Source organism: Candidatus Microbacterium phytovorans, assembly GCA_029202445.1.
In the GTDB taxonomy this organism is placed as follows: domain Bacteria; phylum Actinomycetota; class Actinomycetes; order Actinomycetales; family Microbacteriaceae; genus Microbacterium; species Microbacterium phytovorans.
Map to the genome: position 1 here is coordinate 300147 of CP119321.1, position 25910 is coordinate 326056.

Below are 25910 nucleotides of genomic sequence, written 5' to 3' on the forward strand. Positions count from 1 at the left end.
GGGGCGGGGGTCAAGGAAGAGGGTGGGTGGGGAGGGGAGGGAGCGGTGGCAGTTGTGGCTGACCGTTGCGATGCGTGCTGCCGCGACCGCGGCGGCCGCATGTGGGACGAGATGCCGCGCCCCCTCTCCTCGCCGCTGGCGCTTGATGTCCGAGGGAACTGCGACACTCAGTGCTGCGTTACAGCTACGTGTGAGTGATAACGTGCGAGATAGGGGGTAGGAGCGTGACACATGACAGCGTTGACGCGCGACAGGTCGCTCGCTGGTTTGTGGCCTACTCGGGCATGGACGACGAGGGCGTCATGTCGAATTTGAAGCTCCAGAAGCTTCTGTACTACGCACAGGGCCATTATCTGGCCCAGACTAACGGGACGCCCCTCTTCTCGAACCGCGTGGAAGCCTGGGCGCACGGCCCCGTCGTCCCCGACGTATACCACCAGTACAAGGACTTCGGGTCTTCTCCCATCCCCGCCGATCCTGAGTTCGACTTCGGCACCTTCTCTCAGCAGCTCAACGACTTTCTCGCGTCTATCTGGATCACTTTCGGCTCTCGTTCTGCGTGGAAGCTCCGCGAGATGACTCATTCAGAGTCGCCCTGGCGCAACGCGTTCGCGCCTGATGAGCGCGGCACCGAGATCACGACGGACAGCATGTTCGGATATTTCCGAGGCCTGTATAGCGGCGCCATCCCGGTCTGATGGCCGGGAAGGCAAAGGGCAAGCCGCAGTTCGCTGCGAAGGAGCTTCCGGTAGAGGAGCCGACGTCGTCGGACAAGCTGAGGCCCGTTTTCTGCCTAGAGCACATCCGCACTCCGCACGACGTCAAGAACCCGGATCTAACGAAAGACCAGCGGTCCGCGTTCGCCGAGCGACTCCAGGAGCTGGCCTCCGTGCCTTGGTCTCAGCTCAAAATGTCAGGGCGTCACGCACAGGGGTTCGAACTCCTGCCCGTTGAGAAGCTGAAGTTCAAGATGCCGAGCGCTTTCGAGGACACCACCAAGGTGCACGTCTTCCGGTACTCGGGGAAGTTGCCCATGGTCGGGGTTCGCAGCAATGCGACGTTCCATATCCTCGCGATCGAGCGCCAGTTCGGCGAGGTCTACGACCACGCGTAGCCCTCGACCTGGGTCCTGCGGAAACCGTCCAAGAACTTCACAGCAGGCGCGCAGTCGGCGTGTAACTGCTTACGGAGCTAGCGACGCGTGCGTTCTGACTGAGCCTCCCAGATGTGCTGACGCGTTGCTTTACTGACGTGGGAGGGACCCCTGGGTCGAGTTGACGCTGTCCAGTTCTTCGACTGGGGCCAACGGAGTCCTTTCGTGTCTCACGCGAGTACCCGCCTGGCTCGGGCCGGCAGGTCGAGAATCTCTGATCCCGCACGGCTCGCAAGCGGTCCGTGGCGGCCGCCTCGCCGGCTCAATAGTCACTCCTCTGCGGGCGGTGGCGCGATCAGGGGCGCGCTACGCGCAGCGACGCCCGCCGTGGCTCGAGCCGCGTCCCGACCCGCCTCCATCGGCGGCTCCGTGCCATTCCGCGATCGCGTTCGGCGCGAAGTTTCTCGAGGGGGCTGACTTCGCAGCGGCGCCGCACAGAGCAGCTGTCGACCTGGCCGCCGAGGAGCTGGGTCGCAGGAAGCGCTGGCGCGAGATTTGCAGCAGTCGTCGCCACCAAACCCGGGATCGACGTTCCGCTTCGAGTTGCGCGAGTCGCCGGTGCTCGAGCGCTTCGCGCTCCCGCTGAAGATGCTCCTCATGTTCCTCATGCTCGAACTGCACGATCGAGACCAGCACGAGCGCGATCACGAGCACACTGCCGCCGAAGAATATCCACACGAAGATCGAAACGAAGAATGGCAGCCCGTCGATCTGTACGCCGATGATCGAGGCGACGAGTCCGGCGAGCGACGCTGTCATGCCGTAGCCGATGATGTTGTTCAGAACCGGGCCGTTGCGCTGAACATGGCGAAGCACCCGCGGATGCTCGATTGCCAGAGTCACGAGGATGAGCGGGAAGACCGCCGACAGCGCACCGCAAGTCGCCTGTGTCATCGCTGCCTCAATCAAGCGTCATCACCGAGTGATGCTTCTCGCCGTTCGGGCGCTCCCAGCGGAGCTCGGCGGAAATCTGCGAAGCAGCCATCGACTGCCACCAGTTCAACGTCACCGATTCGCACGGTCGCATCGTTTCCGCGTCGGGCTTCACGAATCTGAACTTACTCGTCCTCGTGTGGTGGTCGTCGATCTCGATGCGCACATCGCTGACCGTCTCGTCGCCGCCGAGATGGAACTTAAAAGACTTCCCGCTCTTCACGTACTGCGGCATCATCGTCCACGGGTTTCTGTACTTCGCACGATCTTCGTCGTCACGACGTGCACGCGCAGCCATGTCTTCCATCGCGGCGGCGATGCGCTCGTCCGCCTCGACTGCACGACGTTCATGCGCTTCTGCCTCGGTCGCGGATCGCTTCGCATCCGAGCGTGCCCGACGGGCCTCGCAAGCCTGCCACCCGGTGAAGAGTGCTGCGACGACCGCGATCGTCGGCCCCAACCAGTCCCAGCTCATGGTGCGGACGCTACCGACGAGCACCGACACTCAAAGCACGTCGCCTGCGTCTCATTCAATACCCACTTCGACGTCGCGACGGGACCCGCTGCGAGTTCAGTTTGCGGCCTGTGCCCACCGTATCGGCGCTGGTAACGCCTCTGGCGCGTCGAAGTAGGTTGGCCCCATGGAAATCCCCGGCCTCTGCCGAACATGCGACGACACAACGGGACGGTGCGCGTGGAAGCGAATGAAGGGCCTCGGCCCGTGCTGCGACGCATGCACCCACGTCCCCGCGCGGGATGTTTCCGGGGGGTTACCGCTAAGCGCGCCCCCGCTGGTCGGGCTCGCTGGCATCGGCGGCTCGACCGGTGAGCGTTTCACCGGTCGTGACCCAATGGCTGATGCGATCGCTTAATTCGAAGTTGAGCAGGTATCGGGCACCCTTCAAAGCGGCTTCGTCCGTCGTGTCGTCTGCCCGATTCGGGTCGATCGCATTATGACGTTCCGCGATCCACTGCGCGAGGTTGGCCGCGCCACCCCCCTGCCGGAGAGCGTCAACGAACCCGTCGAGCTCGGCGGCGCCCATCTGCCCTCCTTCGGTTCGAATGTTGGAATAGACGCGGAGTTTCTCTCCGATGACTCGGCGCGCATCGCGTTGCTCGAGCTCTTGGACCCTCGCCTCGGCTGCGGCCTCTCGCATGCGCGCGGTGATGGCCATGAGTAGACCGACCGCGGCAAGAATGAGGGCAGGTACCGGAATGAGGATGCCAGTCACCCAATCGAAAAGGCTCGGATCGTTTGTCACCAAGACGGGCAACGGCGTCGGGGGCGGTGTAGGGGTAACGGTCATGGGATGTTCAGCTCTACGGAACCGCCATCCCATTTCATCCGAACACGGGGCGTCGTGCCCCCGGGCCGAGCAACCGCGAACGACAGGCTGTCGCCGGGGGAGATATCTTGCACGCCATCCTGCAACGCGAACACGTGTCCACCCGCCTGCTCGATACGGGCATTCTCGGCAATCAACATCCCCACGTTGACCGCTACGTACTTGTCTCGGTCAATGCGGCTCACTTCCCATTTGACGATGGGGCGCGGACGCGAGGACTCAGCAATCTCATTCGCTCGCTCGAGAGCTGATGCCGAGCGCGCGAGTTCTTGCCGCGCCTCGCTCGCAATTCGGTTGGCGTCGTCTCGCGCAGTCTGCGCGGCATCCCGCGCGAGACGCGCCTCAACCTGCGCCTCGAGCGCCTCGCTTCTGGCGCTTCGCGCTTCGCGTGCCTGCGCCCATGCCAACGCGGCAGCCCCCAGCGCGGCGACCGCGCCGACTCCGGTCCACAAGAGCGTCCAATCCACGCGTTCTCCTTCCCCAGTACGTCCGCCGAGCGTATCGGCCCCACCACGAAGAGGAACAGTGAGCGGCGCCACCGAAAACACCTCGATCTTCATCCGGAGAGCCACACTCACGAACACCCTCGCCGAAGCATGGGCATTCGTCATGGGCGAGGTCGACCACATCCCCGCCCCCACAGTCGAGATCCGGCCCGTCTACCGGGACACCGATGAGTCGTACGCGTACGACGTCAGCGTGTCCGGATTCATCAAAACGTGATCATGGGGCAAGCGTCACCGACACGCTCGGTACGTGTGGCACCCCAGAGTCGACAACGCCGGGCGCGCTCAGAACTGCAGTCACGGCGATCCCCACCGCCGCGACTAGCACGCCCACCCCGGCGATAATCGCGGCAGCCCACGCACCCCGCGCAGCTGATCGCGCGACCGTCTCAGCCGCACGCCGGTCGGTGCGTTCTTCTTCGGCGATCTGCTTGGAGTGCTCGAGTGCTTCCGTCATTACCTCGATCTGCCGCTTCATCAGATCGAATGCCGCATCATCGATCTCCCTCGAACGCGCCGCAATCGCTGACGTCACCGATGCTGTTGTGAGCGAAGCGGGCGGTGGCGTTGGTGGTGGTGTCACACCGCCACCGATCTTCGGGGGCTTGAATCCAGAGACCGACGAAGTGCCCTTCATCGCCTCCAGAATCTTGCTGAACTGCTCGTCGTAAGGCTTGGCGATTTCTCGCAACATCTTGTTGACCGGTTCGACCGACGTCTCGAGCAGTCGTTCGACTGACCGACGGACCGGCGCCATCAGCAGAGCAGCGAACCGCTTTGCCGGTTCGTGATCCGGATGGTCTTCGTCTTTCAAGATCTCGTCAAGCTCATCAATGGTGAGTCGAGCGATCCGGTTTGTCGTGTCGTCCCCGTAGTCCCGCTTGGGCGCATCGGGATCTCCGAGGTTGTACTCCGGGGTGTCGTTCTCGTCTTCCGTGCCTTCGTCGGCCGGCTCATTGGCGTCTGTCATGGCATCAGGTTAGGGGGGCACCCCATCACCTACTTGCCCGTGTTCGCTAACGGTGAGCACGGGCACCCCACTCAGCTGAAGGGACTCAGATGACCGATCAGAAGCACGAACCCTCGGAACAGATCACCAATGATCATGGCCCGATGGAGGGCTGGTGCACCCACGACGAGGCTCCCGGATCTTGCGCGGTCGATAGGTGCGGCAATCACAAACCCAGCGAACAGGAGTCGGAGCGGTGAGCGTCTACGTGGACGACATGTTCAGGAAGGCCACCGTCCCGAACGGCGCACGCAGCGTGACCGGCGAGTGGTGCCACATGCAGGCCGACACTCGCGAGGAGTTGGACGCCATGGCGGACCGGATCGGCCTTCGCCGCTCGTGGATTCAGTACCTCGACGATGACGTGAAGCGGCAGTACGACGTGACTCGTCCACGCCGAGCGGCCGCCGTCGCCGCCGGAGCTATCGAGGTCGGGATGCTCGACCTCGCGCGGATGCGAGCGAAGTGGCGGGCCGAGCGTCGGAAGCGGGCCGCACACGAATCAACCGGACAGGACACGACCGATGAAGCACTGGCGCGTGGACTACGACCTCCTCTCGCTCGACCGAGCCCTCGACACGATCAGGCGACTCGCCCGGATGGACCCGACCGCGCTCGATCAGGAACCGAGCGATTAGGTGCCAGGTCCACCGAGGTTGCGGACGCCGGAGCCTTCATTCGGGTCGGGAAGCTGCCAGGATTTCCGGCGCAGGCGCCCGAGATTGGGATGCTGCCGCCACTGGACGCGCACAAGGTGCGGGTGCCACAGTACTGTCCTCGTGTCAATGTACTCGCCAGACTCGTAGCCGTTATCTCCGGATGCCGGCGTGCCAATACTCACCTGGACCTCGCCGGATGGGCCGACCTGAGCGGCCCCAGGTTGAGGATTCCAGCGGGCACCTCGGATTGCCACGCCAATCGCCACGTCGTACGCGGATGCATCGCCGCGGTTCTCGATGCTCCATGTGACGATCGAGCGCATCTGATCGGTGCCCTCGCCTGAGAAGCTCACGCCCCACACGACCGGTTCCTTCCAGAACGGCCTGGGCGTGTAGCGCCATCGCTGGTACACGGCCCATCCGGTAAACGCAGCCGTAGCCAGCGTCGCACCGAGAACAATCAGATCGATGATCGAAGGTCCAGCCTCGTTCATCGCCAATTCCCCTTGCCGGGCCGTCCCTCGTTCCACGCGTCTACTGTCTCCGGCAGCCACCCCCGCGTCGTCCCGACCATCGCGTCAGGTTCCGGGAGCTTGTACCTGGAAAGCGTCCCCACTGCGACACCGATGCGTTCGGCGAGTTGCGCGCGCGACAGGTACTCGATCACTTCGCCGCTCCCTTCGCGAACGTGCCCGTGAGCACGACAAAGCCGGCGGTCAGAGCGACGAGTCCCACGATTACGGGGGATACGCCGACGAACGCGAGTACAGCGGTGAGGCCCATCGTGGCCGCGCCCGCGTAGTTGGTTGATTTCATGCTGGATCGGGTGTGACCCTAGAGGGTGGGGCCGGAGGTACTAACGCTACTTCCGGCCCCTCTTCGGGCTATGGCTTGATCGCCAGGATCAGTGCGGCTATCGCTGTGACGATGGTCGCGATCGCTGTGGAGATGGTCGCAGGGCCCGAACCTCTTTGGGTTTCATCCCTCCTCCTCCCTCTTGTGTTGTATCTCCACTCTACACACGCCCGTATGTATTGTCAAGAGACCGAGCGCGATGAGAGCAAGGCGACCCAAGAAGCTACGGATTCGAGTCGGTCTCGACGTGATCGGCGTCGCCATCCTGAGGCGCCGGCAACCACAGGCACCTTGATGTTCAGCCCGAGGTTCCGGTGGATGTGCGGGTCGAGCGCGCGCGAGCGCCGATGCTGCAGCTCGACGACCTCGACGCGGGTGATCTCCTCACGAATGAGACCTCCGTGCCCGCGTCGCGCGTTGAGCTCGATCTGCCATGTGAGCAGGATCAGGTCACGCAGCCGGTCTTGGAGAGCTTCGAACTCGGTGGCGAGCGCGGGATGCAACACCGCGGCGATGCTGTACGACTTCGGGTGGTTGAGCGTTCCGTCAAGCAGCAGGTCGGCGTCCGGGCTCAGTCGCTGATGGCTGCGCTCTTTCCCAGTGATCGGGTCGTGCCCGGTGAGCGAGACTCGAAGGCCGCCAGCGCTGAGCTCGTCTCTGCCAATCCTGCCGCTCGCGACGATGAACCGGTCGACGGTCGAAGCGGATGCCGCACTGTACGCTTCGAGCGCGTCGACGGCGGGGGAGCGCTGCCGGTGAGCATCGCAGGAGCCCTCGAGCGCGTAGGCGATCGCGTGTCGAACCCCTCTGGATTCGACACCTCGCTTCCACCGCTCAAGTCCTCCGCGCATGGCGCCAGGGTAGAACCTGTTTTAAGATCCATCCAGGGATTTTCCGGCGATGCAGCTACCTGTCTGTGAGTGGTTCTAAGTGGTGTCGGTCACACTGGGTGCCCGCGTGCATTGTGAGCTGACCACTCCGCCTATTAGCGTTGTAGGCACTTCCGTCGAGTTTGGCGTCGAGACATAGTTTGGGGCCAGGTCCGCGATGTGGCGCGAATTGGCCTGGAGTGCTCCAGGTCACCTTGGTGACGTGCGCCCGTGGCGTGTCCGGCTGGGCAGATAGAGTCGGTGCTGTGCGGGCCACAGCGGATCCGCCGTAGAACGAAGGTCTTTCCGGGGATCACAGATGGCGACACTTGGGGCGAGGCGCATGGGCGCCAATTCTGACGATCAGCTGGTCAGGTCGCGTCAGCGCGTGGCCGACCACGGGGAGGTCTTCACTCCCCGCTGGCTTGTCGAAGACATGCTTAACTTGGTCCGGTCCGAGACTGAACGCATCGATTCTCGGTTCCTCGAACCCGCCTGCGGATCAGGCAATTTCCTCGTGCCGATCCTGGAGCGCAAGCTCGCCGCAGTGCAGGCGCGCCACGGGCGTAGCGACTTCGAGAAGCGCCACTACGCGCTCTTCGCGCTCATGTGCGTCTATGGCATCGAGCTGCTGCCCGACAACGCCGCCGAGTGCCGCGAGCACCTCACAGCTACCTTCACCCGGTTCCTTGGACCGGGAGCGGGAGGCGAGTGGAAGCGCGCGGCGACGGCCGTGACCGCCATGAACATTGTGCAGGGCGACGCCCTGAAGATGACGGAGGCCTCGGGCGAGGCCATCACATTCCCAGAGTGGGGCTACCTCGGTCGCGGCAAGTACCAGCGGCGCGACTTCCGGTTCGACGACCTGACCCAGCGCGCCGGGGCCTCGGTGGGTCTGTTCGAGGCGTTCGAAGAGCACGAGATCTTCACCCCGGTGCGCACGTATCCCGCCATGACCGTGCAGGAGATTGCGGCATGAGCGCGCCGGTCATCGACGGTAAGGCGTCGTTTGCCCTTCGCGGTCACAACCCCGATGTGCTCACGTGCATCGCGAACCTCTCGAACGACGAGGTGTTCACTCCGCCCGAGCTCGCGAACCAGATGCTGGACACGCTCGAGGTCGCGTGGGCTGAGGCGAACCGCGGCGCCTCGATCTGGTCCAACCCCACGGTCACGTTCCTCGACCCGTTCACGAAGTCGGGGGTCTTCCTGCGCGAGATCACCCGGCGGCTGACGGACGGGCTCGAGTCGCACATCCCCGATCTCGGCGAACGTGTTGATCACATCCTCACCAAGCAGGTCTACGGCATCGGGATCACGCAGCTGACCTCACTTCTTGCGCGCCGGAGCCTGTACTGCTCGAAGGATGCCACGGGCAAGCACTCCATCGCGACTTCCTTCGCCCGAGACTGGGGCAACGTCTGGTTCGAGCGCACCGAGCACACGTGGGCCGGGGACAAGTGCGCGTACTGCGGGGCGAGCAAGTCGGGCTACGAGCGCAGCGATGAGCTCGAGACGCACGCCTATGCGTTTATCCACACGACCGATATCAAGGCGCGACTCGCGCGCATGTTTGGAGCCGACGTGCAGTTCGACGTAATCATCGGCAATCCGCCGTACCAGCTCGATGATGGTGGGTTCGGCACGAGCGCTGCGCCGATCTATCAACTCTTCGTAGAGAAGGCACTCGCACTCGACCCCAGATTCGCAGTATTCATCACACCGTCACGCTGGTTCGCGGGTGGAAAGGGGCTCGACGCGTATCGCGGACGCATGCTCGGCGACCATCGGATGCGTCGCATCGTCGACTTCCCGAAGCTGTACGACGGATTCCCCGGAGTGAAGATCCGCGGGGGCGTGTCGTACTTCCTGTGGGAGCGCGACTACGACGGCCCGTGCGACGTGCAGACCATGTGGGATGATGCACCGCTGGGCGATTCGGTGGCACGGTACCTCGACGCGTTCGACGTCCTGGTGCGTCGCAATGAGGCCGTGCCGATCCTCGAGAAGGTACGTGCCAGATCGGAGCCCACCCTCGACAAGCGCGTCTCGAGCCGAAAACCATTCGGGCTGGCGACGAACTTCAGGGGTGAATCCTCGGAACGTGGGATGACCCACCCTGTGAAGCTGTTCGCCAATCAGCGCATCGATTGGATCGAACGCGACGACCTTCCTGTCAACCGCGCCTGGGTCGACGAGTGGAAGGTCTTGATGACTCGCGTCCAGGGCACGAGTGCCGCGATCGAAACGAAGTTCTTGAGCAAACCGATCCTTGCCGGACCGGGAACGGCGTGCACCGAGACATACCTGGTGGCGGGTCGATTTTCGTCGGAGGCAGACGCGCAAGCGTATGCGCGCTATCTGGAGACCCGATTCGTTCGTTTCCTCGTCTCGTTGCGCAAGTCGACTCAGGATGCGGCGCGAGGCGTCTATGCCTTCGTTCCGGACGTCCCACTCGATCAGCTGTGGACCGATGCCACACTGTACGACCGCTACGGGCTCACCGACGACGAGATCGCGTTCATCGAATCTCAGGTGGCGCCTTACGATGACATGCGCGTAGATCAGGAGACCGATGCCTAAGCCCATCGAGGAGCTTCTTCCCGAGAAGCAGACGGCCCGCCTGCGCGTCTACGCGTATTCGATCGACGATCCCGCGCACGCGGGGCTCCTCAAGGTCGGGCAGACGACGCAAGACGTGAAGAAGCGCGTCGCGCAGCAGCTCAAGACCGCGGCGATCGAGAACTTCGAGATCGTGCTTGACGAACCCGCCGACCGGCCTGACGGCACGGTGTTCCGCGACTTCGATGTGCGCGAACGGCTGAAACAAAAGAAGTTCGCCAACCCGACGCTTGAGTGGATGCGCTGCTCGGTCGAAGACGTGCGTCTCGCGATTGCTGAGTTGCGGGCGAACAAGGCCTACGAGGGCACACCAACGCTCGACTTCCCGATGCGCGCCGAACAGCAGGCGGCGGTTGACAAGACGCACGACTATTACCAGTCGATCTGGTCTGAAGACGACGATGGCGTCCCAGAGTTCCTGTGGAACGCGAAGATGCGCTTTGGCAAAACCTTCTCGACGTACCAGCTCGCGAAGAAGCTGGGCGCGAAGCGTGTACTCGTCGTTACATTCAAGCCTGCGGTCGAAGACGCGTGGGACACAGACCTCAGGACGCACGTTGACTTCGACGGGTGGCAATACCTGTCGCGCAAGACCGGCGGGGATCCAACGTTCGTCTCTCCCGACCAGCCCCTTGTATTCTTCGGATCGTTCCAGGATCTCTTGGGCCGTGACGCCGCCGGCAACTTCAAGGCGAAGCACAGGTGGCTTACCGAGGTGATGTGGGATCTCGTTGTGTTCGACGAGTACCACTTCGGGGCCTGGCGAGACACGGCCAAAGAGCTGTTCGAGGGTGAAGACGATGCCGTCCGCAAGAAGGAGCAGGCGCTCGAGTTCACTGCCGCCGAGGAGACTTTCGCAGAGGAGCTCGAGGAGCGGGGCAGCGACGAGGACGCGTTTGTGCCGATCAAGACTCGCGCCTACCTCTACCTCTCGGGAACCCCGTTCAAGGTTCTCAACGAAGGCCGGTTCATCGAAGAGCAGATCTTTAACTGGACGTACACCGATGAGCAGCGCGCAAAGGCGGACTTCGCGGCACGGCATCCACTCGACCCCAACCCGTATGCCTCACTGCCCGAAATGCGCCTGCTCACTTATCAGATGCCCGACGAGATCATTGCGATCGCGAGTCAAGGCGAGTTTGACGAGTTCGATCTCAACGCGTTCTTCGAGGCGAAAGGAATCGGCAAGGACGCGGAGTTCGTCCACAAGGATGACGTGCAGAAGTGGTTAGACATCATCCGCGGTGCCTATCTGCCGACGCAGGTTGATGCGATGAAAGCCGGCACGCGGCCGCCGTTCCCGTACTCGGACTCGCGGCTGCTGCCCTACCTCCAGCACTCCCTGTGGATGCTGCCGCGCACCGCGTCGTGCGCGGCCATGACAAACCTGCTCGCCGAGCCGCAGAACGCGTTCTGGCATGACTATCGGGTCGTGAACGTGTCGGCTGCGGGTGTTGGGGTCGGACTTGATGCGCTACCGCCGGTCCGCGAGGCGATTGGTGGCGGACACGACACCAAAACGATCACCCTCACAGTCGGGAAGCTGACGACCGGTGTTACCGTGCCGCAGTGGTCGTCGATCCTCATGCTGCGCAACCTGCAGGCACCTGAGACGTACTTCCAGGCAGCGTTCCGCGTGCAGTCGCCGTGGACGATCCGCAACCCGAATGGCGACGATCCGAACGAAGAGGCGATCCTCAAGCCGGTTTGTTTCGTCTTCGACTTCGCGCCGACGCGGGCGCTGCGCCAGATCAGCGAGTACGGGCGCGGGCTGTCGCCAGAGAACCCAAATCCGGAACGTGCCGTCGAGGAGCTCGTATCGTTCCTGCCGGTGCTGGCCTACGACGGCTCGAACATGACGCAGGTCGATGCCGCCGGGATCCTCGACATCGCGATGTCGGGCACCTCCGCGACGCTCCTCGCGCGCAAGTGGGAGTCGGCGGTGCTCGTCAACGTCGACAATCTCACCTTGAAGAAGATCATGTCGTCGGATGCCGCGATGAAGGCGGTCATGAACATTGAGGGCTTCCGCGCGCTGGGGTCATCCATCTTCGAGACGGTCGTCAACAAGAGCGAGTCGGTTGGTAAGACAAAGAAGGAAAAGGGCGACGCGATCACGCCGGCCGAGAAAAAGGAGCTGACCGCCGCGGAGAAGGAGTACAAGTCCAAGCGCAAGCAGATCCAGGAGAAACTGATCAAGTTCGCGACGCGGATCCCCGCGTTCATGTACTTGACGGACTTCCGCGAGAACACACTGTACGACGTTATTACCAAGATCGAGCCCGAGCTGTTTCAGGCCGTGACGGGGCTCACCGTCGAGGACTTCAACTTGTTGGTCGGGCTCGGCGTCTTCAACGCCGGGCACATGAACCAGGCCGTATTCGCGTTCCGCCGGTATGAGGACGCGTCGCTCAAGTACACGGGAATCGAGTCGCACGAAGGGCTGCGCCACTACGGCCTCTACGACACCGTGGTGGCAGCCGAAGAATAACCCCATCCAAGAGGCACAGCTCGAAGCAGGGCATGCTTAAGCACCTCGCAGGGTCAACGGAGGAACCTTGTCGAAATACACAGTTCAGCAGCACTCAGTCGAAACACTCCTCACGTGGGTCAAGACAGGTCAAGTTGCAATTCCCGAGATGCAGCGACCATTTGTGTGGGATTCCACGAAAGTGCGCGACCTGCTGGACTCGCTGTACAGCGGCTTCCCGATCGGTTACCTCATCACATGGCAAAGCGCCGACGTGGGGCTAAAGGATGGGTCAAAGTCGTCTTTCCGGCAGATTCTCATCGATGGCCAGCAGCGGATAACCGCGATGACCGCTGCGCTTGTGGGCCAGTTTGTGGTGGACAAGAGCTACAAGCGGAAGCGCATCAAGATTGCGTTCAACCCCACGACCGAGCAGTTCGCGACGCTCACCCCCGTCATTGACAAGGACAGTGCGTGGATCTCGGACGTCGCCGACTTCGTCAACGCGACCTCGACCTTCTCCGCGACGAAGGAGTACATGGAGGCGAACCCGGACGTGGATGTCGCGCACATTGAGCAGGCTCTTCAGCGGTTGTCAGCGATAAAGCAGGCTCAGGTTGGCATCATCACGCTCGCCGAGGACCTCGACATCGAGACGGTGACAGAGATCTTCATCCGTATCAACTCCAAGGGCGTCCCCCTGAGCAGCGCAGACTTCGCGATGAGCAAGATCTCCAGCCATGGTCAGCTCGGTAGTAACCTTCGGAAACTGATCGACTACTTCTGTCATCTCTCGGTCGCCCCGCACGTCTTCTCGGACATCGCCGAGAACGACACAAGCTTCGCGGCATCTGGGTACCTCCCTGCGATCTCCTGGCTGAAGCACGACAACTCCGACCTCTATGACCCGACGTACACCGACGTCATTCGCGTCGCGGGGATCAAGGAGTTCTCGCGCGGCAAGGTGGCCGCGCTGGTCAGCGTTCTATCCGGTCGCGACTTCGAGACCCGCACTTTCAGCGAGGAGCTCGCCGTCGAGTCATTCGACCGCCTCGAGAGCGTACTTCTCGAGATCGTGAATCAGTACAACTTCCAGCAGTTCGTGCTGACGATCAAGTCGGCCGGGTTCGTCGCCCCACGCCTCATCAGCTCGAAGAACGCGTTGAACTTCGCCTACGCGCTCTACCTCAAGCTCAGAACCGAGAAGGAGCTCAATGAGGGTGAGATCAAGTACGTCGTTCGTCGATGGTTCGTGATGTCTCTGCTCACCGGCCGCTACACGGGAAGCTTCGAGACCGCTTTTGAAGCCGACATTCGGCGAGTCAACGAAGTCGGCGCGCTTCAAGTGCTCCGTGACATCGAATCTTCGCAGCTCGCAGACACATTCTGGAACGTCGCGCTGCCGATGGAGATGGAAAGCTCTAGCGTCCGCAGCCCTTACTTCCTCGCGTTCCTGGTCGCGCAGATTCATGGGGGCTCTCGCGGGTTCCTCTCAAAGAACGTGACTGTCGGCAGCATGATCGAAGAGGTCGGTGACATCCACCATGTCGTCCCGAAGAATTACCTCATCAGGCAGGGCTTGAACGACCGCAGCGAATACAACCAGATCGCAAATTTCGCGCTCACCGAAACCCCGATCAACATCGCGATAAAGGACAAGGCCCCCGGCGACTACATGTCGCTGATCGATGCGCAGATCGCAGACGGTGTCCTCCGACTGGGCGAGATCACGGCTGACCTCGACCTCGAGACAAACCTGCGCGTGAACGCCATCCCGGCGAGCGTGCGCACGACAAGTGCCGAGTCGTACCATGCCTTCCTCAAGGAGCGGCGATTCTTGATGGCTCAGGTCATCAAGAACTACTACCTCGCACTCTAGGGTCAAGGCGGCGGGCGATCCCGTTGCGTGACGGACCTAGATCCGGCAGCCGGTTCGATTCGAAAGGCGGATTGTGCGTAAGCAGATCAACGTGGTCGGTGCTGTGATCCTTCGCCACGGCGAGGTGCTGTGCGCAAAGCGCGGCCCGTTGGGCAGCCTTGCCGGGCACTGGGAGTTTCCGGGAGGGAAGATCGAGTCGGGCGAGACCGCACGGGCCGCTCTCGAGCGGGAGATCGCCGAAGAGCTCGCTTGTCGCGTAAATGTTGGTGCCGAGCTGACAACCACAACGCATGACTACGACTTCGGTACCGTGACCCTCACGACCTTCTGGTGTCAGCTAATCGAAGGCACGCCTCAGCTGATGGAGCACGCCGAAGTTCGATGGTGCCCGCCAAACGAGCTCGAGAACCTCAACTGGGCACCAGCTGACATGCCCGCAGTGCGAATGATCGTCGCCGGCGCCAGAGCTTGAATTCTATGGCCGCACCAGCTCGAATGAGTCTCCGTCGCGAGAGGCAAGAGTGATCCCGAGGTCGGCCGTGAGCTGCTGCAGGTCGGACTCTGCGCGTCCAGGCAGCAGGATCATCGGGGTGACCTCCGCGTCGAGCGCGCGGGCGTTGTGGGTGTAGTCGAGCACCTGACCGATCGCCATTCGGACGTACTCGCGACCAGTTGACTTCTTCGCCTCGACCACCCATCCCTCGGCCTCCACATACATGTCTGGCTCGATGATTGCGCCTGCGACCGGGAGCCGCAGTCGGCTGGGCGGAGTGCCCCGATCGGTGAGCCATCGCCCGAAATCTGCCTGAAGCTGAAACTCCTGGCGCGAGACGACACGATCCCCTGGCGGGAGTTGGGTGGCGTCGACGATGACATTGATATCTGAAGCGTCGGGCGGGTCCCAGCGACCAACCTGGGGCTGGAGCAGCTGAAGCTGGCCGGGGTTTGAAGCGAGCAACGTTGGGTTCGCGTCCAGCGGCACGAGGTTGAAAATGATTGCGCGTCGAAGATTGCCATCCGCGCCCGGAATCTGATGAAAGGAACACAGCGGATCACCCGTGGTGAACGCACCCACATAGGTCGCGTAGGGAGGCTGCGCGTTGAACACACGTATCATGCGCCCTCCGTCAGCAGCGTTCAGCAGCGCCTTGTTTCCGCGCGTGAACTCCTGGTCGCCAGACTGACCTTCGCCCGTGTACGAGAAGCTTCCGTCCGGCTGCAGACCTTCGTGAAGGTCATACCCGTACCGCGACCCGCGCGCCGGGTTTGTGAAGATGAAGATGTCGGTGGTTCGGCTGGAGGACGAGATCCCGCCTTGTTGCCCACCCCCGTACTGACGATGGATCTGCCGACGTCGAACCGTGTCTCCGACTTCAAGGGCCCACTCGCGGGGGGCAACTTCTGCACTCGGAAGCCTTGACCGCACTTCTTGCGCCTGGAGGTCGTCGAGTGCCCATCGCGTCGTGTCGTCGGGAAGTGTTCCGTACAGGTCGCGGAGAATCTGACGGACCCGCTTCTTGCTCACGCCGGCCTCCAGCGCGAGCATCGCGGGAGTCGTCGAGTCCATAGCCGGCAGCGTATCGGTCTTAATGTGTCCGCTGGTGAATGTTGATCAAGTCGAACGGCGGCCCGTCGCGGCGTCGGCGAGTGTGGGGAATGGCCTTGTCCAGACATGACCTCTGCTCGAGAGCGAGTAGAGCAGGCTAACGCGTGGCCGGGGGCGCCCTATGCGGCACCGTCGGGACCGACCGATAACGTCGAAACAACCCGACCATCCAGCATTGGAGGAGCTCCATGGACGTCATCGCATGGATCATCAGCGGCGCGGCACTCGTTATCTCCGTCGCCGCTCTCGTCACGGCTCTGCAGGCACGCCGTGGCCAGCGCTGACAACCCGTACGCGGCCGCGTTGCGTGACATCGACGCGACGATGGAACGCCTGCTTCAGCGTCGCGACGAGCTCATCCGACTGGCTGCTGCGGCGAACGTTCAGCCCACGGTGATCGCGCGCGACTCCGGCCTCAGTCGCTCGCACGTGTACCGCATCATCAACGGCGAGCGCCGACGAACAAAGAGTGCCCCCGACAGGAATCGAACCTGCGACCTTTGGTACCGGAAACCAACGCTCTATCCCCTGAGCTACGGAGGCGCACTGATCGAGGTTATCACCGCGTGATGGCTTCGACCGCCGCGGCCAGCCGCTCGGCGAGGTAGCGGTGTCCTGGGGTCGACGGGTGGAGTCGGCCGATCTCGCTGGTGTCGATCACGTCGAAGTAATCGGCATCCGTGATCCAGTTCTCGGCGACGGGGGAGATGTACCACCAGCTGCGCGCGGCGGCGAGGCGGGCCAGCTCGGCGTCGACTGCCGCCGTCGAATCCTCGAGAGGAAGGATGTGGGGCGCCGGCCCGAGTACGACGATGGGCGCCTCGGGGTAGAGCGCGGCGAGCTCGTCCCACGCGCCTGTGACGGCATCCCGGTAGCCCTCGGGGTAGAGCTTGCGGTCGTTGATCGACCCCTGCACGATCACGAGGTCGGGATCGAGCGCCGGGTCGAGCAGGTCGATGCGCTGCCCGAAGGTGAGGCCGTTCTTGCCGGGGCGGAGGTATCCGCTGCCCTGGATGCCGTCGACCACCGTGGTCCAGCCGGTGAGCTCGGCCACGACGTACGCGTACCCCTGGCCCGGCGCAGCGGCTTCTCCCCAGGTCCACGAGTCGCCGAAGATCAGCACCCGCGCGCCCTCGGGAAGCGTGATCGGCTCGGGCGGGGTGGCCACAGCGACCTCGTCGGCGCCGGCGACGAGCGCGGCCGGCGGGGGAGCCCAGGGGCGCCAGATCGTGAGCACCGCGATGACCGCAACGAGCACCGCGAGGGCCGCGATCGACCATGCGGGAAGGCGTGCGGGCGCGCGCCGCGTCGAGAGCCCCATCGTCCCCATGCGATGAGGGTATGTCACGAATCCCACAGCGGGAAACGGTTTCTTGACCCCTCCTCATGTGGGGGTCGACCACCACCCCTGAGGGCATGCGAGGATATCCCGGTGCATCGCATCGTCACCGCCGAACTCGACCTGGAACTGGGGTCGCCCGTCGACCTCATCTTCCAGATCGCGGCGGCCCAGCCCGCACCCGTCGTGCGCGAGGAACTCACCTTCCTCCAGGGGGATCGCGTGTACATGCCGACGGAGATCGTCGACCAGTCCGGCAGTCGCCTGCACCGCCTCCAAGGCGAGGCGGGACCGCTCCACATCCGCTACGAAGCGCTGATCGACGGACAGGTCTCCCCGCGCGCCACGAGCGACCTCGAAGCCATCACCTACCTGCGCCCGAGCCGCTACTGCCAGTCCGACGAGGTGTTCTCGCAGGCGCGTCGCCAGTTCCGCGGCCTGCAAGGCCAAGAGCTCATCACGGCGGTGAGCGAGTTCGTCGCCACGTCCACCACGTACACGCCCGGCCTCAGCCAGGGGACCGACTCGGCCGTCACCACCCTCATGACGGGCCAGGGCGTCTGCCGCGACTACGCGCATGTCGTCATCGCGCTCCTGCGTGCCATGGACATGCCCGCCCGCTACGCCGCCTGCTACGCCCCGGGCCTGCGCCCCATGGACTTCCACGCCGTCGCCGAGGCCTATCACGACGGCACCTGGTACGTCATCGACGCGACGCGTCTCGCGAACCGCCGCTCGCTCGTGCGCATCGCGACGGGCCGGGATGCCGCGGACTGCGCCTTCCTCAGCTACCACGGCGGCTACGTGGGCCTGCAGCGGATGCGCGTCGACGCGCTCGTCGTGCCCGACGACACGGCCGATGTGGAAGCCCTGGATGCCGCGGCCGCGGCATCCGATCCGGCGCTCGACGACTTCGGATCGCTGGTTCAGCTCGCCTGAGTGCGTTTCGTCTCGTCGCTGCGCTCCTCGCTCAACGACCGGGGGAGCGGAGGTGGCGTTTCGTCTCGGGCGCTGGGCGCCCTCGCTCAACGACCGGGGGAGCGGCGGTGGCGTTTCGTCTCGGGCGCTGGGCGCCCTCGCTCAACGACCGGAGGCCGCACCTCGGGCGTTGAGCGAGCGGAGCGAGACGAGACGCCGCACCCTCGTAGAATCGGAGGGTTATGAATCCTGAAGCGCTCGCCGTCGCCCTGCTCGCCGTCGTCACCCCCCTCGCGGAGGCCCGACGCCCCGGCTCCAGCGAGGGCCTCACGGTGCAGGACTTCGCGCTCGAGCGTCCCAAGAGCCGCGACCACGGCGACTGGGCCTCCAACGCCGCCCTGAAGCTCAGCAAGGTCGTCGGCGCCAACCCGCGTGAGTTCGCCGCCGAGATCGCCGAGGCGCTCGCCACCACCGACGGCGTCGCGAGCGTCGAGGTCGCCGGGCCCGGGTTCATCAACATCCGCCTCGACGCCGCCGCCGCCGGCGCGCTCGCCCGCACGATCGTCGAGGCCGGCACCGCGTTCGGCACGAACGACTCCCGCAGCGACGAGGTCATCAACCTCGAGTTCGTGAGCGCGAACCCCACGGGCCCCATCCACCTGGGCGGCACCCGCTGGGCCGCGGTGGGTGACGCGCTCGCCCGCATCCTCTCGTCGCAGGGCGCCCAGGTGACCCGCGAGTACTACTTCAACGACCACGGCGCCCAGATCGACCGCTTCGCCCGCAGCCTCGTCGCCGCGCACGAGGGACTGCCCACGCCCGAAGACGGTTACGGTGGCGGCTACATCGCCGACATCGCCCAGCGCGTCGTCGCGGCCTACGACGGCGACATCGACGCCCTCGACCCCGCCGCAAAGCAGGAGGCGTTCCGCGAGGTGGGCGTCGGGCTCATGTTCGACGAGATCAAGGCGTCGCTCCACGACTTCGGCGTCGACTTCGACGTGTACTTCCACGAGAACGACCTGCACACCTCCGGCGCGGTCGACCGGGCCGTCGCACGGCTGCGCGAACTCGGCCACATCTACGAGGCCGACGGCGCGACCTGGCTGCGCTCGACCGACTTCGGCGACGACAAGGACCGCGTCGTCATCAAGAGCGACGGCCAGCCCGCCTACATCTCGGGCGACCTCGCCTACTACCTCGACAAGCGCGAGCGCGGCTTCAACCGGTGCATCATCATGCTCGGGGCCGACCACCACGGCTACGTCCAGCGCCTCATGGCGATGACGGCCGCGTTCGGCGACGAGCCGTACGTCAACCTCCAGATCCTCATCGGCCAGATGGTGAACCTCGTCAAGGAGGGTCAGCCGGTGCGCATGTCCAAGCGCGCGGGCACCGTCGTCACGATGGAGGACCTCGTCGAGATCGTCGGCGTCGACGCGGCCCGCTACGCCCTCACGCGCAGCTCGGCCGACTCGAACCTCGACATCGACCTCGACGTGCTGCAGAAGCGCACGAACGACAACCCCGTCTTCTACGTGCAGTACGCCCACGCGCGCACGCACAACGTCGCGCGCAACGCCGCGGCGGCCGGAGTCACCCGCGACGCGTTCGCGCCCGAGCTCCTCGACCACGAGACCGAGTCGGCGCTGCTGGGAGCCCTGCAGGAGTTCCCGCGCGTCGTCGCGTTCGCCGCGGAGGTACGCGAGCCGCACCGCGTCGCCCGCTACCTCGAAGAGCTCGCCGGGCTCTACCACCGCTGGTACGACAACTGCCGCGTCACGCCGCTCGGCGACGAGGAGGTCACCGACCTCCACCGCACGCGGCTGTGGCTCAACGATGCCACCGGCCAGGTGCTCCGCAACGGACTCACGCTCCTCGGGGTCACCGCCCCCGAGCGCATGTGACGGATGCCGCGATGAGCGCCGACAGTCAGCCCACGCAGCCGCTTCCCGACCCGGAAGCGCAGTGGGTGCTGTCGAGCCCGACCTCACCGCCGCGCCGTCGGCGGCGGTGGCCGTGGATCGTCGCGCTGATCGTCGTCGTCGCCCTCGCGATCGGCGCGTGGTTCGCGGGCGACGCGATCGCCCGCAGCATCGTCAAGCAGACCATCCGCGAGCAGGCGATCACCCAACTGTCGCTCCCGGCCGATCAGCAGATCGATGTGGAGCTCGACGGCGCCGTGCTTCTCGGCCTCATCGTCGGGAGCCTGCCCGAGGTGCGCGTGGCATCCGACGACGTGCCGCTCGGCCAGCTGACGGCCGACATCTCCGTCGTCGCGCAGGACGTCCCGGTGCACGGCGGGGGCGACTGGAGCGGCGCATACGCCACCGCGACCCTCGACGAGGCGCAGTTGGAGGGTCTTCTCGCGACCCTCGACGGCTTCCCGGCCGACACGGTCGAGATCGACGCCCCCGATGTCGCCGTGACGTTCGAGCTCAACGCGCTCGTCACGAAGGTGCCCGTCGGCGTCGCCCTCACGCCGCGCGCCGAGAACGGCGACCTCGTCCTGTCGCCGGCGTCGCTGCGGATCGCGGATGCCGAGATCTCCGCCGAGTCGATCGTGCAGCAGTTCGGCGCCCTGGCATCCACCGTCGTGCGCGACTGGGACGTCTGCATCGCGCAGTACCTGCCCGCCGCGGTCACCCTGACGGGCGTGCGGGTGGATCCGGATGCCGTCGTCGCCGATTTCGAGATCGACAGCGCGATCCTGCGCGACACGTCGGCCCAAGAGAACGGCACCTGCAGCTGAGTCTCGCCGCCTGTCATCGGGGCAGGACCGGGTGGCCCGGTGCCCTAGACTTTGACCACCGCATGTCCGGACTGTCCAGGCGTGATCATCCCGCCGGCAGCCCCCGTCTCCACCCGATTGGTGCTCACCGTGTCCGCCTCTGAGAACCGTGCGCCCGTGCCGGAGTGGCTCGTCGCGCCGGACGACGCGAACGCGCTCGTCGCAACGGTCTGGCCGGCATCCGCTCATCGCGACGACCACGGCGCCCTGTCGGTCGGCGGGGTCGGCGTGGCCGAGCTGCGCGAACGCTTCGGCACCCCGCTCTACGTGCTCGACGAGCCGGAGGTGCGCGCTCGCGCCCGCGCCGTCCGCGAGGCGTTCACCGCCGCGACCGGCCGCCACGGCGTGCAGGCCCGCGTCTACTACGCCGGTAAGGCGTTCCTGTCGACCGAGGTCGTGCGCTGGGTCACGAGCGAAGGCCTCGCCGTCGACGTCGCGACCGGCGGGGAGCTCGCCATCGCGCTCGCCGCGGGCGCCGACCCCGCCCGCATCGGACTCCACGGCAACAACAAGTCGGTCGCCGAGCTCGAGCAGGCCGTCTCGGTCGGCGTCGGCTCGATCATCGTCGACAGCCCCATCGAAGTGGAGCGGCTCGGCGCGATCGCCGAACGCCTGCTCCCCTCCGGCGAGGCGCAGAACGTGCTCGTGCGCGTCAACAGCGGCGTCCACGCCGAGACGCACGACTTCCTGGCGACGGCGCACGAAGACCAGAAGTTCGGGTTCGCTCTCTCCGACGCGGCGGCCGTCGTGGCCCGCATCCGCGAGATCCCGTCACTGCGCTTCATCGGACTCCACTGCCACATCGGCTCGCAGATCTTCGGGACGGCAGGCTTCGCGGAGTCGGCCGCCCGCCTCGTCGAACTGCACGCCGAGCTCCTCGAGGGCGGTGACGTCCCCGTGCTGAACCTCGGTGGCGGCTTCGGTATCGCGTACACGTCCGTCGACGACCCGACCCCGATCGAGGACCTCGCCGACGGCATCGTCGAGGCGGTCGCCCGCGAGTGCGACGTCCGCGGCATCCCCATGCCGAACCTCGCCTTCGAACCGGGCCGCGCCATCGTCGGCCGCGCCGGCGTCACGCTCTACGAAGTCGGCACGGTCAAGCCCGTCCGGGTGTCCGACGACCTCAGCCGCCTGTACGTGAGCGTCGACGGAGGCATGAGCGACAACGCGCGCCCCGCCCTCTACGGCGCGCAGTATTCCGCCCGCATCGCGTCGCGCACGTCGGATGCCGTTCCCGCTCTCGCGCGCGTCGTCGGTCGGCACTGCGAGTCGGGCGACATCGTGGTGGATGCCGAGTACCTCCCGGCCGACGTGACCCCCGGCGATCTGCTGGCCGTGCCGGCGACCGGCGCCTACTGCTATTCGCTCGCGAGCAACTACAACGCCGTGCCCCGCCCGCCGGTGGTCGCCGTCGGAGAGGGCCGTGCCCGCCTCATCGTGCGAGGCGAGACGATCTCCGACATCCTGGCGCGCGACGTGGGCGCCGATCCGACCACGACCGAGGGAACCGATGACTGAGAACCGTCGCCTCCGGGTGGCACTGCTGGGGGCCGGCTCCGTCGGCTCGCAGGTCGCCGCCCTCCTGCTGCAGCACTCCGCGGAACTGGCCGACCGGGCCGGTGCGGAACTCGAGCTCGTCGGCATCGCCGTGCGCGACCTCGACGCCCCGCGCGACACCGACCTGCCGCGAGAGCTGTTCACGACCGACGCGGAGCCTCTCATCGTCGGCAGCGACATCGTCATCGAGCTCATGGGCGGCATCGAGCCCGCCCGCACGGCGCTCCTGCAGGCGCTCAACGCCGGCGCGGACGTCGTCACCGGCAACAAGGCGCTCCTCGCCACGCACGGACCGGAGCTGTTCGAGGCGGCCGACCAGGTGGGCGCGTCCGTCCACTACGAGGCGGCCGTCGCCGGCGCGATCCCGATCATCCGGCCGCTCCGCGACTCGCTCGCGGGCGACCGCGTGCGTCGCATCCTCGCGATCGTCAACGGCACGACCAACTACATCCTCGACCGCATGGACAGCGAGGGCGCCGAGTACGCCGACGTGCTCGCCGACGCCCAGCGGCTGGGCTACGCCGAGGCCGACCCCACGGCCGACGTCGAGGGCTTCGACGCCGCGCAGAAGGCCGCGATCCTCGCCTCGCTCGCGTTCCACACGACCGTTCCGCTCGAGGCGGTGCACCGCGAGGGCATCTCCAGCATCGACGCGCAGATGATGGATGCCGCGCGCACCGCGGGCTACGTCATCAAGCTCCTCGCCGTGTGCGAGCGGCTGGAAGACGGCGACGGCGAGGCGATCTCGGTGCGGGTGCACCCCGCCCTCGTCCGCCGCGACCACCCGCTGGCGAGCGTCCGCGGCGCCAACAACGCCGTGTTCGTCCAGGCCGAGGCCGCCGGCGACCTGATGTTCTACGGGGCCGGTGCCGGCGGCATCCAGACCGCGTCCGCCGTGCTCGGCGACCTCGTCTCCGCGGCGCGCCGCCACATCGCCGGCGGGGTCGGCGTGGGGGAGTCCACGCGCGCGAACCTGCCGATCGCACCCGTCGGCCGCGCCGTCACGCGCTACCAGATCACCCTCGAGGTCGACGATCGTCCGGGCGTGCTCGCGACGATCGCGGGCATCCTCGCCGACGGACGCGTCTCGATCGCGACCGTAGAGCAGTCGATCATCGCGGAGGAGCTCGACGGCGAGCCCACCGCGGAGCAGACCACGGGAGCGGAGGGCCGGGCGCGCCTGGTCATCGGCACCCACAAGGCACAGGAGCAGGACCTCGCCGAGACGGTCGACCGTCTCGGCGCGAGCGACGTCGTCGAGCGCGTCGTCTCGGTCCTGCGCGTGGAAGGGAACTGACATGGCACACGTCTGGCGCGGAGTCCTCCGCGAATTCGCCGATCGGCTGGACGTCACCGACGCCTCGACGGTCGTCACCCTCGGCGAGGGCGGCACGCCGCTGATCCCGGCGCCGTCGCTCTCGCAGATCACGGGCGCCGACGTCTACGTCAAGTTCGAGGGCATGAACCCGACGGGCTCGTTCAAGGACCGCGGCATGACGGTCGCGCTCTCCCGCGCGGTCGAGCACGGCGCAAAGGCCGTCATCTGCGCGTCGACGGGGAACACCTCGGCATCCGCTGCGGCCTACGCCGCCCACGCCGGCATCACGGCCGCCGTGCTCGTGCCCGAGGGCAAGATCGCGATGGGCAAGCTGAGCCAGGCCGTCATCCACAACGGACAGCTCATCCAGATCCGCGGCAACTTCGACGACTGCCTCGAGATCGCGCGCGAGCTCGCCGACCACTACCCCGTCCACCTCGTGAACTCGGTCAACCCCGACCGCATCGAGGGGCAGAAGACGGCCGCCTACGAGGTCGTCAGCCAGCTCGGCGACGCCCCCGACTTCCACTTCATCCCCGTCGGCAACGCCGGCAACTACACCGCCTACTCCCGCGGCTACCGCGAGGAGGTCGAGCGCGGCGTCTCGACGCGCGTCCCGCGCATGTTCGGGCTGCAGGCCGCCGGCTCCGCGCCCCTCGTCCGCGGCGAGGTCGTGCGCAACCCCGAGACGATCGCATCGGCGATCCGCATCGGCAATCCCGCATCGTGGGAGCTGGCGCTGGAGGCCCGTGACGCGACCGACGGCTGGTTCGGCGCCATCGACGACGACCGCATCCTCGCGGCACAGAAGCTGCTCGCCGGCACCGTGGGCGTCTTCGTCGAGCCCGCGTCGGCCATCAGCGTCGCCGGGTTGCTCGACCGCGCCGAGGCGGGCATCGTCCCGGCCGGCTCGAAGGTCGTCCTCACCGTCACCGGCCACGGACTCAAGGACCCGCAGTGGGCCCTGCGCCAGGCCGACGGCACCGAGGTGAAGCCCACGGTCGTCGACGCCGAGACGAGCGAGGTCGCCTCCGTCCTCGGACTGGCACCCTCGGCATGACGGGCGCGGCGTCCGCTACGCCGGCGCGCGCCGTCGCGGTGCGCGTGCCCGCGACGAGCGCGAACCTCGGTCCGGGATTCGACACGCTCGGTCTCGCGCTGAGCGTGTACGACGAGCTGACGGTGACGACCCTCGCCGAGCCCGGACGCCTGGAGATCACCGTGACGGGGGAGGGCGCCGGCGAGGTGCCCACCGACGCGTCGCACCTGGTGGTCCGAGCGATCGCGCACGCGTACGCCGCCGTCGGCCGCACGATGCCCGGCATCCACCTGTCCGCGCACAACACGATCCCGCACGGACGCGGCATGGGGTCGTCGGGCGCGGCGGTCGTCGCCGGCCTGCTGGCGGCGAAGGGCCTTCTCGCCGGCGACGTCGACTTCGGACCCGACCTGCTCCTGCGCCTGGCCACCGAGCTCGAGGGCCACCCCGACAACGTCGCGCCCGCCCTGTTCGGCGGCCTCACGATCGCGTGGATGGACGAGAGCGGCCCGCAGCACAAGAAGCTCCTCGTGCACCGTGGCGTCTCGCCGCTCGTGTTCCGCCCCGACTTCACGATGTCCACGAGCGTCGCCCGGGGGCTCGCGCCCCTGCAGGTGCCCCGTGAGGATGCCGTCTTCAACGTCTCGAGGTCGGCGCTCCTGATCGCGGCCCTCACGCAGAGCCCCGAACTGCTCATGGCGGCCACCGAGGACAAGCTGCACCAGTCGTATCGCGCGTCGGCGATGCCGGCCACCGACCAGCTCGTCCGCCGCCTCCGCGCAGCGGGTTTCGCCGCCGTCGTCTCGGGTGCGGGGCCGAGCGTGCTCGTGCTGGCGGACGGTCCCGGACGTCGCCTCGAAGCCGTCGAGGTGGCAGCCGGGGGAGACACCCCGTGGGAGCCGCTCCTGCTGGCTGTCGACGTCAAGGGTGCTACAGTGAGGGAGTATACGGAGGGTTCCACGACCAGCTCGTGAATCTGGCCTCCGTCGCAAATCTGCGAACCACCGTGTTACCCCCCGCTTCGGCGATCGCCGTCCT

Annotated in this window: 25 protein-coding genes and 1 tRNA gene; 15 read left to right on the forward strand and 11 right to left on the reverse strand. The window is 65.9% G+C overall.

The window, feature by feature from the left end; all coding sequences use genetic code 11:
- Positions 1–224: 224 nt before the first annotated feature.
- Both P0Y48_01375 and P0Y48_01380 read left to right on the forward strand, forming a co-directional pair.
- The gene (locus P0Y48_01375) at positions 225–698 is read left to right on the forward strand and encodes a DUF4065 domain-containing protein (GenBank protein WEK13891.1); all 474 of its coding nucleotides are present in this window, start codon (positions 225–227) and stop codon (positions 696–698) included.
- Positions 698–1114, forward strand: coding sequence for a hypothetical protein (locus tag P0Y48_01380; protein ID WEK13892.1), 417 nt, complete (start codon positions 698–700; stop codon positions 1112–1114). Before P0Y48_01375 ends, P0Y48_01380 begins: the two co-directional genes overlap by 1 nt.
- Before the next feature lie 345 nt (positions 1115–1459).
- On the opposite strand, the gene P0Y48_01385 is transcribed toward P0Y48_01380, so the two are convergent.
- The 4 genes from P0Y48_01385 to P0Y48_01400 all read right to left on the reverse strand — a co-directional run bounded on the left by P0Y48_01385 (position 1460) and on the right by P0Y48_01400 (position 3899).
- The gene (locus P0Y48_01385) at positions 1460–2047 is read right to left on the reverse strand and encodes a hypothetical protein (GenBank protein ID WEK13893.1); all 588 of its coding nucleotides are present in this window, start codon (positions 2045–2047) and stop codon (positions 1460–1462) included.
- 7 nt (positions 2048–2054) lie between these two features.
- Positions 2055–2561: a hypothetical protein gene (locus P0Y48_01390; protein ID WEK13894.1), complete on the reverse strand. Its 507-nt coding sequence runs from the start codon at positions 2559–2561 to the stop codon at positions 2055–2057.
- 301 nt (positions 2562–2862) lie between these two features.
- The gene (locus P0Y48_01395) at positions 2863–3318 is read right to left on the reverse strand and encodes a hypothetical protein (protein ID WEK13895.1); all 456 of its coding nucleotides are present in this window, start codon (positions 3316–3318) and stop codon (positions 2863–2865) included.
- Positions 3319–3389: 71 nt separating this feature from the next.
- A complete protein-coding gene (locus P0Y48_01400; protein WEK13896.1) occupies positions 3390–3899 on the reverse strand; it encodes a hypothetical protein in 510 nt (169 codons plus the stop codon).
- A 58-nt stretch (positions 3900–3957) separates the two neighbouring features.
- Here P0Y48_01400 and P0Y48_01405 point away from each other — a divergent pair, with 58 nt between their 5' ends.
- Positions 3958–4155, forward strand: a complete 198-nt coding sequence (locus P0Y48_01405; GenBank protein ID WEK13897.1) for a hypothetical protein — start codon at positions 3958–3960, stop codon at positions 4153–4155.
- On the opposite strand, the gene P0Y48_01410 is transcribed toward P0Y48_01405, so the two are convergent.
- The 4 genes from P0Y48_01410 to P0Y48_01425 all read right to left on the reverse strand — a co-directional run bounded on the left by P0Y48_01410 (position 4156) and on the right by P0Y48_01425 (position 7312).
- On the reverse strand, positions 4156–4908 hold the full coding sequence (locus P0Y48_01410) for a hypothetical protein (protein ID WEK13898.1): 753 nt from the start codon (positions 4906–4908) through the stop codon (positions 4156–4158). It abuts the gene before it with no gap.
- A gap of 673 nt (positions 4909–5581) precedes the next feature.
- Positions 5582–6100, reverse strand: a complete 519-nt coding sequence (locus P0Y48_01415; GenBank protein WEK13899.1) for a hypothetical protein — start codon at positions 6098–6100, stop codon at positions 5582–5584.
- A gap of 169 nt (positions 6101–6269) precedes the next feature.
- Positions 6270–6422, reverse strand: coding sequence for a hypothetical protein (locus tag P0Y48_01420; GenBank protein ID WEK13900.1), 153 nt, complete (start codon positions 6420–6422; stop codon positions 6270–6272).
- A gap of 221 nt (positions 6423–6643) precedes the next feature.
- Positions 6644–7312 carry a relaxase domain-containing protein gene (locus P0Y48_01425; GenBank protein ID WEK13901.1) on the reverse strand — a complete coding sequence of 223 codons (669 nt, stop codon included), beginning with the start codon at positions 7310–7312 and terminating at the stop codon, positions 6644–6646.
- Positions 7313–7673: 361 nt separating this feature from the next.
- On the opposite strand from P0Y48_01425, the gene P0Y48_01430 reads away from it, so the two are divergent.
- The 5 genes from P0Y48_01430 (at position 7674) to P0Y48_01450 (ending at position 14773) form a co-directional block, all read left to right on the forward strand.
- Complete coding sequence (locus P0Y48_01430) at positions 7674–8309, forward strand: N-6 DNA methylase (GenBank protein ID WEK13902.1); 636 nt, start codon at positions 7674–7676, stop codon at positions 8307–8309.
- Positions 8306–9913, forward strand: coding sequence for an Eco57I restriction-modification methylase domain-containing protein (locus P0Y48_01435; GenBank protein ID WEK13903.1), 1608 nt, complete (start codon positions 8306–8308; stop codon positions 9911–9913). The genes P0Y48_01430 and P0Y48_01435 overlap by 4 nt, the downstream gene beginning before the upstream one ends.
- Positions 9906–12443 (forward strand): restriction endonuclease, encoded by a 2538-nt coding sequence (locus P0Y48_01440; protein ID WEK13904.1) that lies wholly within the window; start codon positions 9906–9908, stop codon positions 12441–12443. Before P0Y48_01435 ends, P0Y48_01440 begins: the two co-directional genes overlap by 8 nt.
- Before the next feature lie 181 nt (positions 12444–12624).
- Positions 12625–14301 carry a DUF262 domain-containing protein gene (locus tag P0Y48_01445; protein ID WEK13905.1) on the forward strand — a complete coding sequence of 559 codons (1677 nt, stop codon included), beginning with the start codon at positions 12625–12627 and terminating at the stop codon, positions 14299–14301.
- 73 nt (positions 14302–14374) lie between these two features.
- Positions 14375–14773 carry a (deoxy)nucleoside triphosphate pyrophosphohydrolase gene (locus tag P0Y48_01450; protein ID WEK13906.1) on the forward strand — a complete coding sequence of 133 codons (399 nt, stop codon included), beginning with the start codon at positions 14375–14377 and terminating at the stop codon, positions 14771–14773.
- Between the two features lie 3 nt (positions 14774–14776).
- On the opposite strand, the gene P0Y48_01455 is transcribed toward P0Y48_01450, so the two are convergent.
- The 3 genes from P0Y48_01455 to P0Y48_01465 all read right to left on the reverse strand — a co-directional run bounded on the left by P0Y48_01455 (position 14777) and on the right by P0Y48_01465 (position 17237).
- Positions 14777–15868: a hypothetical protein gene (locus P0Y48_01455; GenBank protein WEK13907.1), complete on the reverse strand. Its 1092-nt coding sequence runs from the start codon at positions 15866–15868 to the stop codon at positions 14777–14779.
- A gap of 509 nt (positions 15869–16377) precedes the next feature.
- Positions 16378–16450: transfer RNA gene (locus tag P0Y48_01460), tRNA-Arg, on the reverse strand.
- 16 nt (positions 16451–16466) lie between these two features.
- Entirely contained in the window at positions 16467–17237 is a 771-nt protein-coding gene (locus P0Y48_01465) for an SGNH/GDSL hydrolase family protein (GenBank protein WEK13908.1), read from the reverse strand.
- A gap of 102 nt (positions 17238–17339) precedes the next feature.
- Between P0Y48_01465 and P0Y48_01470 the strand changes: the two genes are divergently transcribed.
- The 7 genes from P0Y48_01470 to thrB all read left to right on the forward strand — a co-directional run bounded on the left by P0Y48_01470 (position 17340) and on the right by thrB (position 25846).
- Positions 17340–18185: a transglutaminase family protein gene (locus P0Y48_01470; GenBank protein WEK13909.1), complete on the forward strand. Its 846-nt coding sequence runs from the start codon at positions 17340–17342 to the stop codon at positions 18183–18185.
- 221 nt (positions 18186–18406) lie between these two features.
- Entirely contained in the window at positions 18407–20071 is a 1665-nt protein-coding gene (gene argS / locus P0Y48_01475; protein WEK13910.1) for an arginine--tRNA ligase, read from the forward strand.
- A gap of 11 nt (positions 20072–20082) precedes the next feature.
- On the forward strand, positions 20083–20916 hold the full coding sequence (locus P0Y48_01480) for a DUF2993 domain-containing protein (protein WEK13911.1): 834 nt from the start codon (positions 20083–20085) through the stop codon (positions 20914–20916).
- A gap of 129 nt (positions 20917–21045) precedes the next feature.
- Positions 21046–22476, forward strand: coding sequence for a diaminopimelate decarboxylase (lysA, locus tag P0Y48_01485; protein WEK14979.1), 1431 nt, complete (start codon positions 21046–21048; stop codon positions 22474–22476).
- The gene (locus P0Y48_01490) at positions 22469–23812 is read left to right on the forward strand and encodes a homoserine dehydrogenase (GenBank protein ID WEK13912.1); all 1344 of its coding nucleotides are present in this window, start codon (positions 22469–22471) and stop codon (positions 23810–23812) included. Before lysA ends, P0Y48_01490 begins: the two co-directional genes overlap by 8 nt.
- Before the next feature lies 1 nt (position 23813).
- Positions 23814–24893, forward strand: coding sequence for a threonine synthase (gene thrC / locus P0Y48_01495; protein ID WEK13913.1), 1080 nt, complete (start codon positions 23814–23816; stop codon positions 24891–24893).
- Positions 24890–25846: a homoserine kinase gene (gene thrB / locus P0Y48_01500; GenBank protein ID WEK13914.1), complete on the forward strand. Its 957-nt coding sequence runs from the start codon at positions 24890–24892 to the stop codon at positions 25844–25846. The genes thrC and thrB overlap by 4 nt, the downstream gene beginning before the upstream one ends.
- The last annotated feature ends 64 nt before the right edge of the window (positions 25847–25910 follow it).